Genomic DNA, 15,936 nt, shown 5'->3' with positions numbered 1-15,936 from the left:
GATTAAGACAAGGTGGGTAAACGTTTGGCCCGGACGATAAGCAGCAATACCGGCGCACCGACAATGGCTGTCAGGACACCGAGCGGCATTTCTGCCGGACGGGCGATCAGTCGGGTAAAAATGTCGGCACACAACAGCAGGGCTGGTCCTGTGGGCAGGCAAAGCAGTAATGTCCGCCGGATATCCGCTCCGACAATTGCCCGGGCCAGAAAAGGCACCACCAGCCCGATAAACACCAGCGGGCCTGCCACCGCGGTGGCCGAGCCAACCAGCAAAGCAACAGCGAGCACAATCCAGAAACGGATGACTTTCGGCCGGTGGCCGAGACCCTGTGCGACTTTTTCTCCCAAAGCCATGGCAGCCAGTGGCCGTGAAACATAAACCGTGATTGCCAGTGCAATCAGGCCATAAGGAAGCACCAGCATCAGATTCTCTGAAGAGCGTCCTGCAATGCTGCCGGTCACCCAGAAGCGGATTTCATCAGCGGCACGCTGATCAAACAGCAGTAGAATGGATGTCAGCGCGGTCAGCAGACCTGAGAGCGCGGCCCCGGCAAGCACCAAACGCACCGGATCTTTAAATTGCCCCTGCATGCGGGCGGCTGCCATGACAAAAAAGCACCCGGCCAGCGCACCCAACTGAGCGACACCGGCGGTGAGTGTTGCAACGCTGGCTCCGCAGATCAGTGCGATTGCGATTGCAAAAGAGGCACCGGCACTGACACCGAGCAGGCCGGGTTCTGCCAGCGGGTTTCTTGCCAGCGCCTGCATCAGTGCGCCGGAAATTCCCAGTGCGATCCCCACATAGATGCCCGTCAGTGTTCTGGGCAGCCGCAGCTGCATCAAAACAAACTGAGCTTCGTCACTACCGTGGCCGAGCATTGCCTGCCAGGCGTGTTGCATCGTGACGTCACCGGCACCAATCAGCAGTGACAGACAGACAAACAGGCCGCAGACCAGTGCGGCCAGTAAAAAACAGATGCTGACCGGCCGTTGTGCCGGTGCCTGTTGCCACAGGCTTTGTCTGCAACTTTGCTGCTCACTGACGACGTGATTGACGGGACATTCAGGCATCAGTCCGCTTCACCGGCAACAGCGGCTTTGATATCACCAAGGATGACCTGCGCAGCCACCGGGCCGGTGGCACTGCTCCAGACCTGACCGTCAGCCAGCGTCACCTGATTGTTTTTGACTACATTTAAACGTGAGAATGCCGCAGAAGACTTTGCGGCTTCCAGCGCGTCTTTGCCATCTTTGTTCAAGGTCACCAGAAACAGGTGATCGGCATCAATTGCAGACAGGTTTTCAAGACTGAGCGGACTGGAATGAGGGCGGCCGTTTTTCAACAATCCGGCATCTGTCGGGTTTAAACCCACTGCTTTGAGCAGGCTGCCGGCAAACAGGTAATCTGCCATGATAATTGGCCCCTGAGGCATCCACCGGGCGATTACTGTGTCGCGCTGATCAGCCGGGATGGCCGCTTCAATCACGGTTCTGAGCTGTATTTCCTGCTGATGAATCTGACTCAGCACCTGTTCAATCTGCGTGGTTTTACCCACAGCTGAGGCATAAAACCGGGCTTCTTTTTCCCACAAATCAGGCTGGGTCCGGTCAAAGTCCGGAACGATAGTCGGGGCAATTTTTGACAGAATTTTATATTGCGCTTCAGGCAGATAATAAGGTGCCATGATCACATCCGGTCTGCGGGCAAGGACAGCTTCTATGTTGGTTTCACGCCCGGTCGCAACGATGGCAACATTGCCCGCTCTGGCAGCAATATAGTCAGCCACGCCGTCGCCGCCACGGGTTGTAATACTGCCGGCGACTTTGACATCAATCGCGGTCAGGGTATCCAGCGCACCTTCGTACAGGGTGACAATTTGCTGAGGATGATCCGGGACGTTGACCGGGCCAAATTTAGTTTTCAGTGTCACATCCGCCAAAGCCAGCGATGGGAAAGAAAAGCACAGGGCAATCATGCCGGTGGTGATAGTCGAGCGTAAAGAAAGCATAGCCAGATAGTCTCCGGGTCAATACGAGATTGAATCAAAATTATTGCAAATGATAATGCTTCCTATTTGTTTTTCAAATTTCTTTTTGCCGAACGTTGCGTTGCAGTTTGTGCAACAAAACCAGCAGGTGATGCAACAGCATCTGTCGGGGTGAAGGCGGAGCGCGGTGGTGACAGGTTTTGGCTGCTTCCTCTGATGTCAGAGCCTGCCTGGCTCAGATACTCATCTGTCAATTGTCAAATCATGTCATTCTGAGAGGTTTGTTCAATACAGAAAAGTCAAATTGAGAGAGCGATTCTGATGTGAAACACCTTAAATATAAATTTGATCGTTTTGAGTTATAGGTATACCCAACAATCTGCATCTTCAGGTTGTTGGGTATAAATAACAAGAGTGATTGCCCTTGTCCTTGTGTGAGGGGGATGAGCGTGATGTCTGCTCAGTTGGTGAGTGAATCAATAAAAAGAGGTACGAGATGATTATAAAGAAAATAATTCCCGGTATTTTATTGCTGGCTGTTGTCGGGCAGGTCTGGGCAGCAGATTTGCCGGAAGGCCGGTATGTCATCTACTCAAAGCATAGTGGGCGGGCATTTGATGTGACCGCAGGCAGTAAAGATAACGGTGCCAGGCTTCAGCAATGGGGCTATGGCGGCGGCAAATGGCAGCAGTTTGATCTGATGTATGAAGGTGACGGCTATTATTCACTCCGGGCGGCCCACAGCGGGAAAGCACTGGATGTAAGAGCGCACAGCACGGCTTCCGGGGCTGATATCATTCAGTATGATTTCAGGGGAAATGACAATCAGCTATGGAAACTGAATGATCGGGGAAATGGCTATTACACCATCATTTCAAAGCACAGCGGTAAGGTGATGGATGTGTGGGACCAGAGCACCAAATCGGGTGCTAAGATTCGTCAGGCGACACTGACTAATAAAGACAATCAGCTGTTCCGTTTTGAGTCAGTTGATGGCGGATCATCCGGTGGTTCCGGCAACGGAAATCAGGGCAGCAATAAAGCGGATGGTTTTGCGGGTCAGGATGGGGGAACAACAGGAGGAAAAGGCGGTCAGACGGTCACAGTCAACAGCTGTAGTGATCTGAAATCGGCACTGAAGAAATCTGAACCGCTGATCATTCAGATTCCAGATAAAACACTGGATTGCCGCACCGCCAGCCGTCCGCTGCAGGCCTGTCAGGTGAAATGTTCCGGAAAGAGTAAATATACCTACCGGGTTCCTGTCGGCAATCAGTCCTGTCGTGAGCTTGGTTCGTCAAATAATAATACGGTGACGAAATATCGCAACGAAACGCGTTTGAATGTCGCTTCAAACAAAAGCATTATCGGACTGGGGCCAAAATCAACAGTCCGGGGCGGCTCTTTTAATGTTGACGGGCAGTCGAATGTGATTTTCCGCAATTTCACCATCACGGATATTAACCCGGGACTTGTTGAGGCTTCCGATGGTATTTCGGTGAAGAATGTGAAGCATCTCTGGATTGATCATATGGGCTTTAGCCAGATCAGTGATGGCTATGTTGATATGAATAGTTCGAAAAATGTCACCTTCAGCTGGAACCACTTTAACGGCTATAACACGGCTTCCTGTGATAATCATCATAGCTATGTGATGTTTGCGGATGATTCGCAGGTCACTTACCACCATAACTTCTTTGATCAGGGCGGCGGCCGTAATCCGAAACTGGATAAGCAGGGAACCCGTGCACACCTGTATAATAATTACTGGAAAGGCATTACCTATTTCGCAACCAATGTAAACAGCGGTGCGGAAGCGCTGGTTGAAGGGAATTATTATAAAGATGTCCAACGCCCGCACTGGAATAACGGCGGAGCGATTGATGCCCGTAAATCGACTAATGTTTACTCCGGAACCAGTACATCCAAAGGTGCGGACAGTGGTGACAGCGTATTCCGTGACATCTCAATGTATTCCTATCATCTTGACCGGGCTTCTGATCTGCCAGACAGACTGAAATCAGGAACAGGACCGCAATAGCGGCAGGATATCAGGCGGGTGAAAGTGCGTCTGTTCAGGTAAACCTCTGCCACTGGCGGAGGTTTTTTTTGTGGCTCAGGCAGAAACCGCCACCAGTGCTTCTTCTGCCAGTGATGCATAAATCCGTTGTGCCGGGCGGCAGGGTTGATCACTGTAAAAGCAGACCGGTTGCCCGGACAGTGTGCCGACGATTTCAAACCGGTCATCCAGAAAGAGACAGTCTTCCACTTCGATTTCCAGGTGGCCGTGAAACGGTGTGGCAGAGGCATGAAATGCGGTTCTGGGAACCAGCCAGAGTCCCTGCCGGCGGTTGAGATGGCGGCCTTCAAGCAGATTGCCGGCATTGAGAAACTCACAGGCCCAGCGGCTTTGCGGGCGCTGAAACAGCGTGGTTGGATCCGAGAGCTGATGAATACAGCCATCTTTCATCAATGCAATGCGATCAGACAACAGCTGTGCCTCACGGCGATCATGAGTGACGTTGACACAGGTAATTCCCCGATCACTGGTTAACTGGCGGATTTCCAGTCCCAGTTCTTCCCGCAGGTTCGCATCGAGGTTGGATAACGGCTCATCGAGTAAAATAATCTCCGGGGAAGCAGCCAGTGCTCTGGCAATCGAAACCCGCTGCTTTTGACCGCCGGATAGTTTTTCAGGCAGCTTTCGCCCGTGTCCGTTGAGTTTGACCAGCTCTGTGACTTCATGCACCCGGTGTTCTATTTCCTGCTTCGGCATTTTTTTGAGCCGCAGCGGGAATGCAATATTTTCATCAGCCGTCATATGCGGCCACAGGCCGTAATCCTGAAAAACATAACCCAAACCACGTTTGGCCACCGGACGGTGCAGGTTTTGTCCGATATCGACAAAAGGCCCGGACAGGGTGTTTATCCGGCCGGTATCCGGTGTTTCCAGCCCGGCAATAATCCGCAACAACGTCGTTTTGCCGCAGCCGGATGGTCCGAGCAGGGTGAGAAACTCACCCGGACGAATCGTCAGACTGATGTCGCTGAGAATGGTTTTGTTTTCAAACGATTTTGAGATATGGCTGATTTCGATAGCATTCATTTGGTATCTCTTTTATCCCGTATATTTTTTGGCAAGCAGCTGACCAAGGGAAATAAAAACCCCGGAAACCAGAATGACCACCAGACTCATTGCCATGCCTGAGCTGACTGAACCCTGATCAAACTGATTGAAGACGTAAGTTGCAACTGTTTCTGTACCGGCCGGTGCCAGAATCAGTGAGGCGACCAGCTCCCGGGTGGAAATGGCAAACACAATGCAGCCTGCGGCAACGGAAACCGGCACCATCAGCGGGAACAGAACCGTCCGGACAATCCGGATCAGATCGGCGCCGTAAATCGCGGCTGACTCATCCAGTGAATCCGGTTGTTGTTTCATGGCGCTGGTGAGCATCCGGATTGGGTAGGGCAGCATCAGGCAGACGTAAGCAACCAGTAAAATCAGGATTGTGTTGTAAGGCGTCACAGGCAGAAATTTCTGGTTCCAGGTCAGGATCAGGCCGACAGACAGTGCCATCGCCGGAACAGCGTTAGGCAGCAGTGATAACAGGTCGAGCAGCATTTTTCCTTTTGGTTTCAGCCGAATCAGGGTGAAGGCGATCAGCATTCCGGCCAGCGCGGTAATCAGCGCCGTCATGACGGCCAGGGTCAGGCTGGTGTATATCGCATCCAGTGCGTCATTGTCGGGGGAAAAGAGATCCCGGTAGGCATCAAATGCCAGGTTGCCCCAGTGAAGTCCGCCCGAGACGGTCTGCATCAGTGAGGATGACAGAATGGCAAACAGTGGCAAAATCACAGCAAATAAGGCAATCACGGCAAAAAACAGGTGACTGCACAGCAGAACCCCCGGCTGCGAGGCTGGACGGGCTTCCATCGTCTGGTCTTCAACACTACTGGTGTATTTCCGGCTGATGGCAACCTGTAACAGATAAATGCCTGTCGCGATGGCAATTAAAATCAGCGACAGCACAGAAGCGCCCGGCAGGTCTATCGGCCAGTCGGTGAGTTTTTCCTCAATGGCGGTCACCATGACCTCAAAGCCAAAGCGGCTGCCCAGAATATCCGGAGTGCCGAACTCTTCAACAGAAAGAACAAACACGATCAGTCCACTGGCCAGCAGTGTCGGGATGATCAGTGGTAACAGAATGGAGACCGCCGTTTGCAGCGGACCGGCGCCATATATTTTTGCCACATCAGTGTATCGCTGACCGATCACCCGGAATGCATTAGCCGCCGGGAAGTACACCAGCGGGAAGAGGTGCATCGTCATCACAAAGACCACGCCGCTGAACGAAAACAGGAATCCGGACAGATCAATGCCAAACCATTGATAAAAAAATCCGTTGAACTGGAACATCTGAATCCATGCCATCGAGCCGATGTATGGCGGAATCAGGAACGGCACCAGAAACAGCACATCCCAGAACCGGCCGCTGAGCATGGTCATCTGGCTGCGCATCCAGCCAAGAATGACAGAAAACAGAACAGACATCAGCGTGACCGACAGAGCCAGACGAAGAGAGTTAACCGCCGCAGACAGCAGGTGTCTGTCCTGAAACTGAGGGATAAAATTGCTGAACGGGCCGGTAAATGACAATTCATTGAAGCGGGGAAAGATGGCAAACAGGATTACCGCCAGGACCGGCAGTCCGATAACCAGTGTCAGCAACAGGATGGAAAAACTGTTAAGTGCCAGAGGCAGGCGGGCACCTCTGGCTGATGAATACATGGACATGATTACCGGCCCATGATGTCGGCAAATCTGGCTTTGGTGGTTTTGGCATGAGCTGCCGCCGCAACGGAATCAAACTGAATCAGATTTAAATCCGCAAAACCGGGGCGCTGTGCCGGAATGTCTGTCCGGGCCGGAAGAATCAGGGTTCCGGCAACTTTATTCTGTCCTTTGTCTGACAAAATATAATCGACAAAACGTTTTGCCAGTTTTTCATGCCGGGTGGATTTGAGAATCATGATCGGACGGGGGGCCAGCACGGTGCCGTCTTCAGGATAAACCACATTGAGGGATTCGCCTTTGGCTTTGAGTCCGAGCGCAATGTAATCCACAGCACCGAAGACAACAGATTTTGCGCCTTGCAGTACCGGATTCAGGGCCGCTTTATTGGCACCGGGAATTAATATCTGATTGGTTTTCAGATCAGAGAACAATTGCCAGGCATCATTGCCCATTTTTTCTGTCAGTCCTTCAACCAGTGTCAGTGCTGAACCTGATTTGGCCGGGTCCGGCATTGTCAGCTGGTTTTTATATTCGGGACGGGCTAAGTCAGACCAGCGTTTGGGCGCCGGAACATGACTGCGGGTGTTGTAAGCAATTGCCAGCACCGCAGCTCCCTGAGCCACATAAGTGTCTGTTTTAAGAGAATCCGGAACATGAGCTGCATTCGCAGACTGATAAGGCAGCAGTTCACCGGCTTTGGTTAGTGTGATTGCATGGCCCAGAGATGATGAAATCATTACATCCACATGAGGATTGGATTTTTCGGCCTGATAGCGGGACATGATTTTTCCGCCGGTGGCCTGATACAGATTCACTTTGGTGCCGGTCTCTTTTTCAAAACCTTTCACCAGCGAGCGGGAGAGTCCTTTCGGGCCAGCGGAGTAAACCGTGAGCGTTTCGGCACTGACGGTCAGAGAAATACTCAGCACGGCTAATACAGGTAAGAAATATTTCAGTTTCATTCTGTCCTCTGTCATGTTATTCCGTTTAACCGTTTCTTATCCTCTGCCTGATTTATGACGAAGACATGACAACTAATAAAATGATAATAACAATTTCAAATTCATGAGGGCCGGATCAATAGATGACAGACGTTCTTAAAATGTACCCACCTTTCAAATTCTCTTGACGCAGAAATATGCCTTTCAGCTCACTGAACCCTGCATCTTCAGGTTGTTTGGGTATAGACGTAAATAATCAGGTTAGATAATCGGTTTTTAATTATTCTCGCAGAAGTCAGCCTGATATTGATAAACAAAACTGGTTTTGGTCATGCTGTCTGTTTTGACCCAGTCTGACATTGTTGCCATCGCCAGAAATGCTTTTTTGGCCCGTTTAACCACTTTGGGTGTATATTCCCCGTCGTCATCTGCATAATCAAATGAGGCCTCAGCGATAACCGGAGCATCTGCCGGAGCTGGCGTGGCACTTGTGTACCACAGGCTAATCACCAGATCTGCATCAAACCGCCCCAGATCGATTTCCTGACCTTTATAACGGCGCTCATACAGAGTGATATTGCTGACTTTTACCAGTTGTGTCTCTGCACCGATATCGCTGTACTGATCTGCAAACCCCGGAAAATGGTCATAAATATCACCGATCTGATGAATTGTTTTTGTGTAATGTGAAATTTTGGTTGAGTGAGACACTTTTATTTTCAATCCCTGCTCACTGTTGAACAGAATATCTTCCTCAAACTTGGTTTTGGTATGGCTTTGGTTTGAAGATAAGTCTTCATAACCGCTGATAAAGCGATCCGCTGAGCGGAATTTTAATGTGGCATCACGATCTCCGGTGTCATTGACATTGACGCGATCCCGGAATACATAGCCTTTGTTTTTTAACATACAGGTTCCGGGCGTATCCCGGTAAGTGACGTAACGTTCTTTATTTAAAACGGCGGTGCCTGAAACTTTGCGGGAGATGGCGCCGGAAATAACTTCTGCAACCTGTTCTGTATAATTTTCAATATCAGCGTCTTCATTTTGGTAAGTGAAGCGTGCGGGGTTCAGTAATAGTTTATATTCACGGGAAGTGACATCAAAATCAGCCCGGACTGCGCTGCTGGCTGTCATTAATATCAGTACCGTGACGGAAGAATAAAGATATTTCATCATGCATCCTTTTACCGGGAAATATATGATGTGAGATCTTACTGAGTGTGATTGACATTTCAGTGACAGATGAATGTATTTCATACGAAATATATCTGACATGAACAGAAGCCGTGTATTTTATACCCAGGCAACCTGAAGATGCAGGATTCAGGCTGTTTGGGTATATGCTTCATTCTGGTGCCCGGTTATTGTGCAAATGATACCTTTTATTGCCTTGGTCCGTTCATCTCCAACGGGACTTTTTCCTGATATTATCAGATTGCTACACCTGTATATACATGTCGGCACAATGATTGCTTCATCCTTGTTTATATCCCCCAGGTGACCTCAATATTCATGTTCAGCGAGAATGAATTGGTTTCTGAGCAAGGCACTGATTTGTAAACAGAGTCATTCTGCGTTGAAAATCAGTCACGCAGGACAGGTGCCAATCAATCCCGCCCTTCGGGAGCGCATCAACAGGTTCATTTCTGCGTCAAACAACCTCGAAAGGCGTCATCATTTCTTCGGTTATTTTCCTTGAACTGAACCTGTTGACAAAGCGCTGAATCCTGCATCTTGAGGTCATTTGGGGATAGTTATCAACAGGGAAGGTGAATCTATGGAAATAACACAACCGACGACCGGAAAGTCCTCATTTCAGGCCGCACTTCAATTAATTTTGTTCAGCGGTATTGGTATCCTGTTCTTTTTTATTCCGGTGGAAATATACGGTAAGAACACGATTTTACTGGATCATCTTGTATCCTGGTGCCGGACTATGTTGTCGGACTCCGTCAGGCTGTATGCTTTGGTGCTGATTATCGCCGGCGGTTTTTATCCGTTTGTGACCGGCAACTGGCGCAGCAGTAAAACTCAGATGGTGTTATCTTTCCTGAAGATGTTGGGAATCGTGACCGCATTGATGGCGTATCTCTCCGTTGGGCCTGCGGCCCTCTTTGAGAAAGATATGTTGCCGTTTTTGTTTGATAAGCTGGTGGTGCCGGTGGGGCTGATTGTTCCCTTTGGCGCGATCTTTCTGGCTTTTCTGATAGGTTACGGTCTGCTTGAACTGGCCGGGGTGTTACTTCAGCCGGTGATGAAGCCGGTCTTTAAAACGCCGGGGAAATCGGCGATTGATGCGGTTGCTTCCTTTGTTGGTAGTTATTCGATCGGCTTGTTAATCACCAATAAGGTGTATCTGGCCGGTCAGTATTCGGCAAAAGAAGCCGCAATCATTGCGACCTAACTCCGATCAGTTAAGTAAATGATCAGTTGAACGATCCTGTGGTTGGTTGAAAATACCCTCAAGCATTTATGTTTGAGGGTATTTTTATGTTGGCTCACTGGCTTATTGATGTTGATGACTTTGCTTCTCCGGAATCTCTTGCACTCTTTCAAAAAGAGCTTCCACTAGAGTGGATAAATCAAGCACTTGATGAAACAAATAAAGCGAGCATGAGGCGGCGAAAGCTACCTGCTGAGCTCGTAGTCTGGCTCGTTGTTGGAATTGGTTTGTACCGTGACCGGCCTATTACTGATGTACTTGATAAATTAGATCTGAAGCTTTCTAATTCTCTGGGAGAGTCCATTGCTCCAAGCGCTATACCCCAAGCAAGAAAGCGATTAACAGCCAAACCTCTCGAAGCCCTATTCTCTTTAACAGCCGAGCATTGGACAGGTGCGGAAGACAATAAAGATACATGGTATGGGCTGAGACTTTTCTCGGTCGATGGCACCCAGTTTAGAACGCATGATACCAGTCCTCTGGCCGAACATTTTCATTACGTTAAACACAGCAAAACTCGCCATACCGAATACCCTATTGTCAGATTATGTGCACTTTGCTCCCTACGCAGCCGTCTACTCTATAATGTTGCTTTTGGCCCAAGTTCTACAGGCGAAGTGAACTATGCAAAGCAGCTCATTCCCTCAGTTCCTGCCAACTCCCTTACTATTTTTGACCGATGCTACCTAAGTGCAGAGCTGATGATTAACTGGTCACGACAACACGGTTCAAGCCATTGGATGACCCCGATAAAATCTAATACTCAGTATGAAGTTATCGAACAGCTGGATGAGGAGGGTCGAGATTTAATAGTGGAGATGAGCGTCTCTCAACATGCATTAAGGCAAGACCCGAGCCTACCTGAAAAATGGCAAGCAAGGCTCGTTCTTTACCCGGAGCAAGAGCAACCCAACCATATCAAAGGGCTCCTTACCTCTCTAACCGACAGCCAGTATAGTCTCCAATCTCTGCTTGATGTCTATTTTGAGCGGTGGGAAGTTGAGAACAGCTACGGCGAAATAAAGCACGATATGCTTGAGGATGAAGTGTTACTGCGAAGCCAGTCAGTTGAGGGAGTGGAACAAGAAATATGGGGAATACTTATCGCCTACAACCTTGTTCGTTTGGAGATAAGCCGTATTGCTAAAGAGGCAGGGGTATCACCTTTGCGGATCAGTTTTATGATGGCGCTTCGAGATATCCAGGACGAGCTCATGTGGTGTGCAATAGCTTCACCAGGCTCGATCCCCAAAAAACTGAGGGCGATGCGTGAACGTGTAAAACGCTACATCTTGCCTGAGCGAAAAAAACGGCCCAAATCAAGGACCGTTCGTATAAGTAAGACCCGCTATCCAGTTCGCTCCAAGCACCTTAAGTGATAGGAGTTAGCAATCATTGCGACCGGCTTTTCGACCGTCTCGGCGACATTTATGGTGATTGTTGCCAAAACGCTGGGCCTGATGGATCTCTGGAACCTGTTTTTCTGGAGCACACTGGTACTGACGTTTGTTGTGACAGCCATCAGTGTCCGTTTACCCCCGTTGAGAGGAATGGATGATACCAGGCGGGTGGAAGAGGTGTCTCCCCGCCATCAGTCCCGTTTTAAAACGGCCTGGCTGGAAGGGATTCGTGTTGCGGCACACGCCAAACCATTACTGAGCAGCATGCTGACGAATCTGAAAGAGGGGATCTTTATGGCGATGAGTATTCTGCCATCGATTATGTCTGTTGGGTTGCTTGGGTTATTGCTGGCTAAATATACGCCCTGTTTTGACTGGCTGGGTGTACTGTTTTATCCGTTGACCTGGCTGACCGGACACACGCAGCCCATGCTGGTGGCGAAAGCATCCGCGACCGGGCTGGCGGAAATGTTTCTGCCGGCGCTGATTGCTGCAAAAGGTGCCTTTGTGACCCGGTTTGTGGCCGGTCAGGTTGCGATTTCATCTATTCTGTTTTTTTCTGCCTCGATTCCATGCATTTTATCGACACAAATTCCCCTGACGCTGAGGCATATTTTAATCATCTGGTATCAGAGAACGGCGCTTACAATTGTTCTCGGAACACCGGTTGCACTGTGGGCGCAGCAGTTTGTGAGCGGATAAGCAGGGTTGCCGGTGCCGCCGGTCAGTGAAGCGCGGCTGATTCAGGTTGCTCCGGAAGTCCCCGGGCAAAGGGTGTTGAGTGAGTGTTGTATGTCTTGTTCAAGCTCATTCAGGAACTGATAACGTTTGGTATACAGCCTGCGCTTGTTCCGGCTCAGCGTGTCCGGGTCTTTTCTCTCCGGGTGCAAGGGAATGGCATACAGATAAGAATTCAGCGGTGTCCCATGATGTTCGAGCCAGAAGGTGTCATAGTCAAACTTCACTTGTTTGGCTTTCGACGATTTATAGCGTATCGCCTGATAGATATGCCCTTTAGAGGACACCGCCTGGACATGCTGAATGCGCCATATTCTCGCCAGCATCAACGCTGCTTCCAAAATGAAAGATTTGGTTCTCAGCCCGTGAAAGGAGCGGGTGAGAGTTTTAATACTGGCCTGGCGTTGTTCCCTGTCTCCGCGTGGCCCCTGAACTGCACCGATGTGCATGATAAATGTTTTTGCCTGTGTCTGGTAAACCGTGAAAGATAAGCTGTAGACATCGCCGGATTCGCTGCGGAGCCGGATACCGAGTGAGCCTTCTTTTTTCGCACCCCGATACAGATTCAGGAAATATTGTCCGCCATCGCGATCAGTGAGTGTCAGCAGGTCAATCCCTTTTGCTGAGAGTACCTGAGATGTTTGACTGCCGAATATCTGACTGATAAAGCGATAGTGGGCAATGCGTCTTTCTGTCCGCTGTTTTACCGGCCATGTGACGCATCCATATGGCATAAAGGTCATCTCAAATACGGAAGGAATATTTGGGATCGCTTTCAGCAGTTCCGGATCATTAAAAAAAGTGTTCTCTAATGTTTTGGTATATTTTCTTCTGATCAGACTAAACAGAAGAAAGCGGATGTTTTTTTTGAATTTTTTAATGCCTTTATCGCCACTATATATAAGCGAAGATAATGTTTTCATCCGCAATATATAATTTTCACTATACATATCGACCTCATGAAATAATAAAACAAACAAAAATAATTACTTATAATTACTTTTTGTTATTAAACATGATATTGCACTCATTGATGAATGCCATTATTAACAGATAGGTTTTTATAAATAAAACACCGTTCAAAATAATAATATCTTATTTAGGTGTCAACTGTTTTTTCAGAATAAATAAGCAGAGTTACAGTTTTGTGTCATTTGGTTCATGTGAGCACCCGGGCAGATTACATCTTCCGGCAGTTTGACTGTATGTGCCTGATTGATATCCGGGGCCGGAATAGCTGCAATGGACTATAGTTCTATAAATATCTTACTTGACCAGGGGAAATAAAAACTATGGGTTATACAGGTCTTTTGTCCGGGCTTTGGCTGATCTTTTTGTTGATATCGCCTGCACTCAAGGCACATGCAGCCGAAACAGCAGGTACAGTCAGCAACAAACCGTTTTTAATTGCCATGTATCCCGGTGCGAATGAATTGCAAAGTCAGCTGATTACGCGGATCTATCATGAGCTGTTTACACGGTTAGGCATTACTGTCAACGTGCAGCCTTTCCCGATGAAGCGCGCTTCTGTGCAGGCGGATGATGGAAAGATTGACGGGGAAGCCATCCGGATCAGAAACTATAGCCAGATGCACCCGAACTTACGCCTGATTGATTTTCCGGTCGTGCAGGTTGTGTTTGTCGCTTATGCCCGCAGAAGCCATCAAATCAGACTTGAAGACGGCTGGGACAGTCTGATTGACTCTGATTATATGGTGGGCTACCGGCGGGGCATTGTTTATTCAGAACAAATACTCAAAAAACATATCAATCCGGAGCGTTTAAATGAATCCAAATCCGCAGAGCAGGGATTATTAAAACTGATTCACGGCAGAATAGATTTATTTGTATATCCGCTCGGCCATTTTGTCTCTCATCAGGACTTACAGGAAAGTACCGAAGTCGTCTCTGTATTGGAGACGGTTCCTTTGTATTTATATGTACATAAAAGACACGAGGCGTTGATTCCCGATATCGAGCAGTCTCTGATCGATATGCGGGCTGAAGGCCGGATGATGGAATTATGTACACAGGTTTATCAACAAGAGGCGGATAAACACTGTATCAACGACGGCATTTATTCTTCTTTACTGTGGTAAATCTTTTTTATTGTGGTCAATGTGGCAGATCGGGATGGTCTGTGTGAGAGTCTGAATAGACTATGGGAGCCGGTATAGACTATATTAAAATAAATACGTAACGTGAATGTATTTTGTTTTAATATGCATATTATCCATTGGTTGTCGATCTTTTGCCTGACTTTTTACCTGTTGAGCCCGGCCAGAGCAACAGAGCAGGTATCACCGGTAGCGCGTGACACATTCCGGCTCTCGATGTTCATTGGCCCGGATAACCGTCAGACGAAGATGATGACATTGCTCTATCAGGATTTATTTCAGCGGTTAGGGGTAAAAGTAGATATCAGGGAACTTTCGATGACACGGGCATCCGTCCAGGCAAATACCGGTAAAATTGATGGCGAAGCGATAAGGATTTCAGCTTATAGTGAGATTCACACTAATATGCGCCGGGTTAATTTTCCGGTGGCTCAGGTCGTATTTGTTACTTATGCCCGCAAGCAGGATCAGATCAAACTGAATGATGGCTGGGAAGATTTAATTCACTCCGGCTACCGGATCGGATATCTGCGGGGAATCATGTTTTCTGAACGGTATCTTTACGAGAGAATCGATCCTTTACTTCTGAGTTATGCTAAATCTATAAGACAGGGGTTTCTGAAGCTGGTTTATGGAAGAATTGATCTGTTTATCCATAGCCGGGGTAACTTTCTGCAGGATGAAGAAATGAATGAATTGCTGGTTGAGGCTTCTGTTGTGGAGGTTGTCCCTCTGTATATGCATGTCCATGAAAGTCATACGTCTCTTATCCCCATAATTGAACAAGGCCTGAATGAAATGAAAAAAGAAGGCCGTTTGCTGGAGATTTGTCAGCAGATTTATCTGCAGCAGGCTGAAAACCACTGCTTCGCTGAGAATAATCCTTATTCACAGTTGCAGTGGTAGGTGTTGTTCCGGCTTCGGCTGATTGCCTGCTGTCAGTTGGTGCCGTTACCTGATTCCCCGTTTGAAAGCTGCCAGATGGTTTTCGGAACCTTTCATTAACCGGCTGAAGACGTCCCGGATATCATCCGGCAGGCCAGGTTGTGCCAGAAAGCGGCTGTACATCCGGATATTTAAGATTTCTGCATTCACGCCAATCCGGAATGTCTCTGCATAATCATCCGGGACGATTGCAAATTCTAATCCACGATCTGCCGGCAGGGGAACACCATATTTTTTAAACAGAGGTTTAAGCCAGCTGATGTGTCGGTTTTCTGCTTTGATGATGTTGGTGAATGGGCGTTTTTCGCCAAATTTTTCGATAATTTTCTGGTATTCACCTCTGGCCAGATACTCATCTTCAATCGCATATCTGAGCATATTTTCAATGGTGAGTTCACTGTCTTTCAATTGAGTCGTAGCACTCATTCCGTAAGATGCTTCAGCCGCAGGTACGGTGAAGCTTATGATCGGACCGAGGAATAAAACGCCTGTCAGTAAGGTGTAAGTCAATCGTTTCATGTTGATGCCCCTGTGATTCTGTCATATTGGAAAATGTCGTTG

14 protein-coding genes are annotated in these 15,936 nt (G+C 48.5%); 6 read left to right on the top strand and 8 right to left on the bottom strand.

What is annotated here, in order from left to right:
- Positions 1-2 precede the first annotated feature (2 nt).
- Together OC443_RS11000 and OC443_RS10995 are read right to left on the bottom strand one after the other, a co-directional pair.
- Complete coding sequence (locus OC443_RS11000) at positions 3-1,073, bottom strand: FecCD family ABC transporter permease (RefSeq protein WP_083601686.1); 1,071 nt, start codon at positions 1,071-1,073, stop codon at positions 3-5.
- A complete protein-coding gene (locus tag OC443_RS10995) occupies positions 1,073-2,011 on the bottom strand; it encodes an ABC transporter substrate-binding protein (RefSeq protein ID WP_073584610.1) in 939 nt (312 codons plus the stop codon). The genes OC443_RS11000 and OC443_RS10995 overlap by 1 nt, the downstream gene beginning before the upstream one ends.
- Before the next feature lie 475 nt (positions 2,012-2,486).
- On the opposite strand from OC443_RS10995, the gene OC443_RS10990 reads away from it, so the two are divergent.
- A complete protein-coding gene (locus tag OC443_RS10990) occupies positions 2,487-4,031 on the top strand; it encodes an RICIN domain-containing protein (protein ID WP_073584612.1) in 1,545 nt (514 codons plus the stop codon).
- A 75-nt stretch (positions 4,032-4,106) separates the two neighbouring features.
- Here the strand turns inward: OC443_RS10990 and OC443_RS10985 are convergent, their stop codons facing one another.
- From OC443_RS10985 to OC443_RS10970, 4 genes are all read right to left on the bottom strand, one after another.
- The gene (locus tag OC443_RS10985; RefSeq protein WP_073584614.1) at positions 4,107-5,096 is read right to left on the bottom strand and encodes an ABC transporter ATP-binding protein; all 990 of its coding nucleotides are present in this window, start codon (positions 5,094-5,096) and stop codon (positions 4,107-4,109) included.
- 12 nt (positions 5,097-5,108) lie between these two features.
- A complete protein-coding gene (locus OC443_RS10980; RefSeq protein WP_073584616.1) occupies positions 5,109-6,788 on the bottom strand; it encodes an ABC transporter permease in 1,680 nt (559 codons plus the stop codon).
- Between the two features lie 2 nt (positions 6,789-6,790).
- Complete coding sequence (locus tag OC443_RS10975; RefSeq protein ID WP_073584632.1) at positions 6,791-7,750, bottom strand: ABC transporter substrate-binding protein; 960 nt, start codon at positions 7,748-7,750, stop codon at positions 6,791-6,793.
- A gap of 255 nt (positions 7,751-8,005) precedes the next feature.
- Positions 8,006-8,908 carry a hypothetical protein gene (locus OC443_RS10970; protein WP_073584618.1) on the bottom strand — a complete coding sequence of 301 codons (903 nt, stop codon included), beginning with the start codon at positions 8,906-8,908 and terminating at the stop codon, positions 8,006-8,008.
- A gap of 601 nt (positions 8,909-9,509) precedes the next feature.
- Between OC443_RS10970 and OC443_RS10965 the strand changes: the two genes are divergently transcribed.
- From OC443_RS10965 to OC443_RS10955, 3 genes are all read left to right on the top strand, one after another.
- A complete protein-coding gene (locus tag OC443_RS10965) occupies positions 9,510-10,136 on the top strand; it encodes a YjiH family protein (RefSeq protein ID WP_073584620.1) in 627 nt (208 codons plus the stop codon).
- 86 nt (positions 10,137-10,222) lie between these two features.
- Complete coding sequence (locus tag OC443_RS10960; protein ID WP_073586003.1) at positions 10,223-11,554, top strand: IS4 family transposase; 1,332 nt, start codon at positions 10,223-10,225, stop codon at positions 11,552-11,554.
- A 51-nt stretch (positions 11,555-11,605) separates the two neighbouring features.
- On the top strand, positions 11,606-12,277 hold the full coding sequence (locus OC443_RS10955) for a YjiH family protein (protein WP_200796904.1): 672 nt from the start codon (positions 11,606-11,608) through the stop codon (positions 12,275-12,277).
- A gap of 41 nt (positions 12,278-12,318) precedes the next feature.
- Here OC443_RS10955 and OC443_RS10950 read toward each other — a convergent pair whose 3' ends face one another.
- Complete coding sequence (locus OC443_RS10950; RefSeq protein WP_073580982.1) at positions 12,319-13,263, bottom strand: VirK/YbjX family protein; 945 nt, start codon at positions 13,261-13,263, stop codon at positions 12,319-12,321.
- A gap of 342 nt (positions 13,264-13,605) precedes the next feature.
- Between OC443_RS10950 and OC443_RS10945 the strand changes: the two genes are divergently transcribed.
- Positions 13,606-14,412, top strand: a complete 807-nt coding sequence (locus OC443_RS10945; RefSeq protein WP_073580983.1) for a substrate-binding periplasmic protein — start codon at positions 13,606-13,608, stop codon at positions 14,410-14,412.
- A gap of 123 nt (positions 14,413-14,535) precedes the next feature.
- Entirely contained in the window at positions 14,536-15,336 is an 801-nt protein-coding gene (locus tag OC443_RS10940; protein ID WP_083601553.1) for a substrate-binding periplasmic protein, read from the top strand.
- Positions 15,337-15,381: 45 nt separating this feature from the next.
- On the opposite strand, the gene OC443_RS10935 is transcribed toward OC443_RS10940, so the two are convergent.
- Positions 15,382-15,894: a ferritin-like domain-containing protein gene (locus OC443_RS10935; protein ID WP_073580986.1), complete on the bottom strand. Its 513-nt coding sequence runs from the start codon at positions 15,892-15,894 to the stop codon at positions 15,382-15,384.
- Positions 15,895-15,936 lie beyond the last annotated feature (42 nt).

Source organism: Vibrio quintilis (genome assembly GCF_024529975.1).
Taxonomy (GTDB): domain Bacteria; phylum Pseudomonadota; class Gammaproteobacteria; order Enterobacterales; family Vibrionaceae; genus Vibrio; species Vibrio quintilis.
Note: the sequence above shows the minus strand (reverse complement) of the source record. Positions and strands in the feature narration are given on the sequence as shown.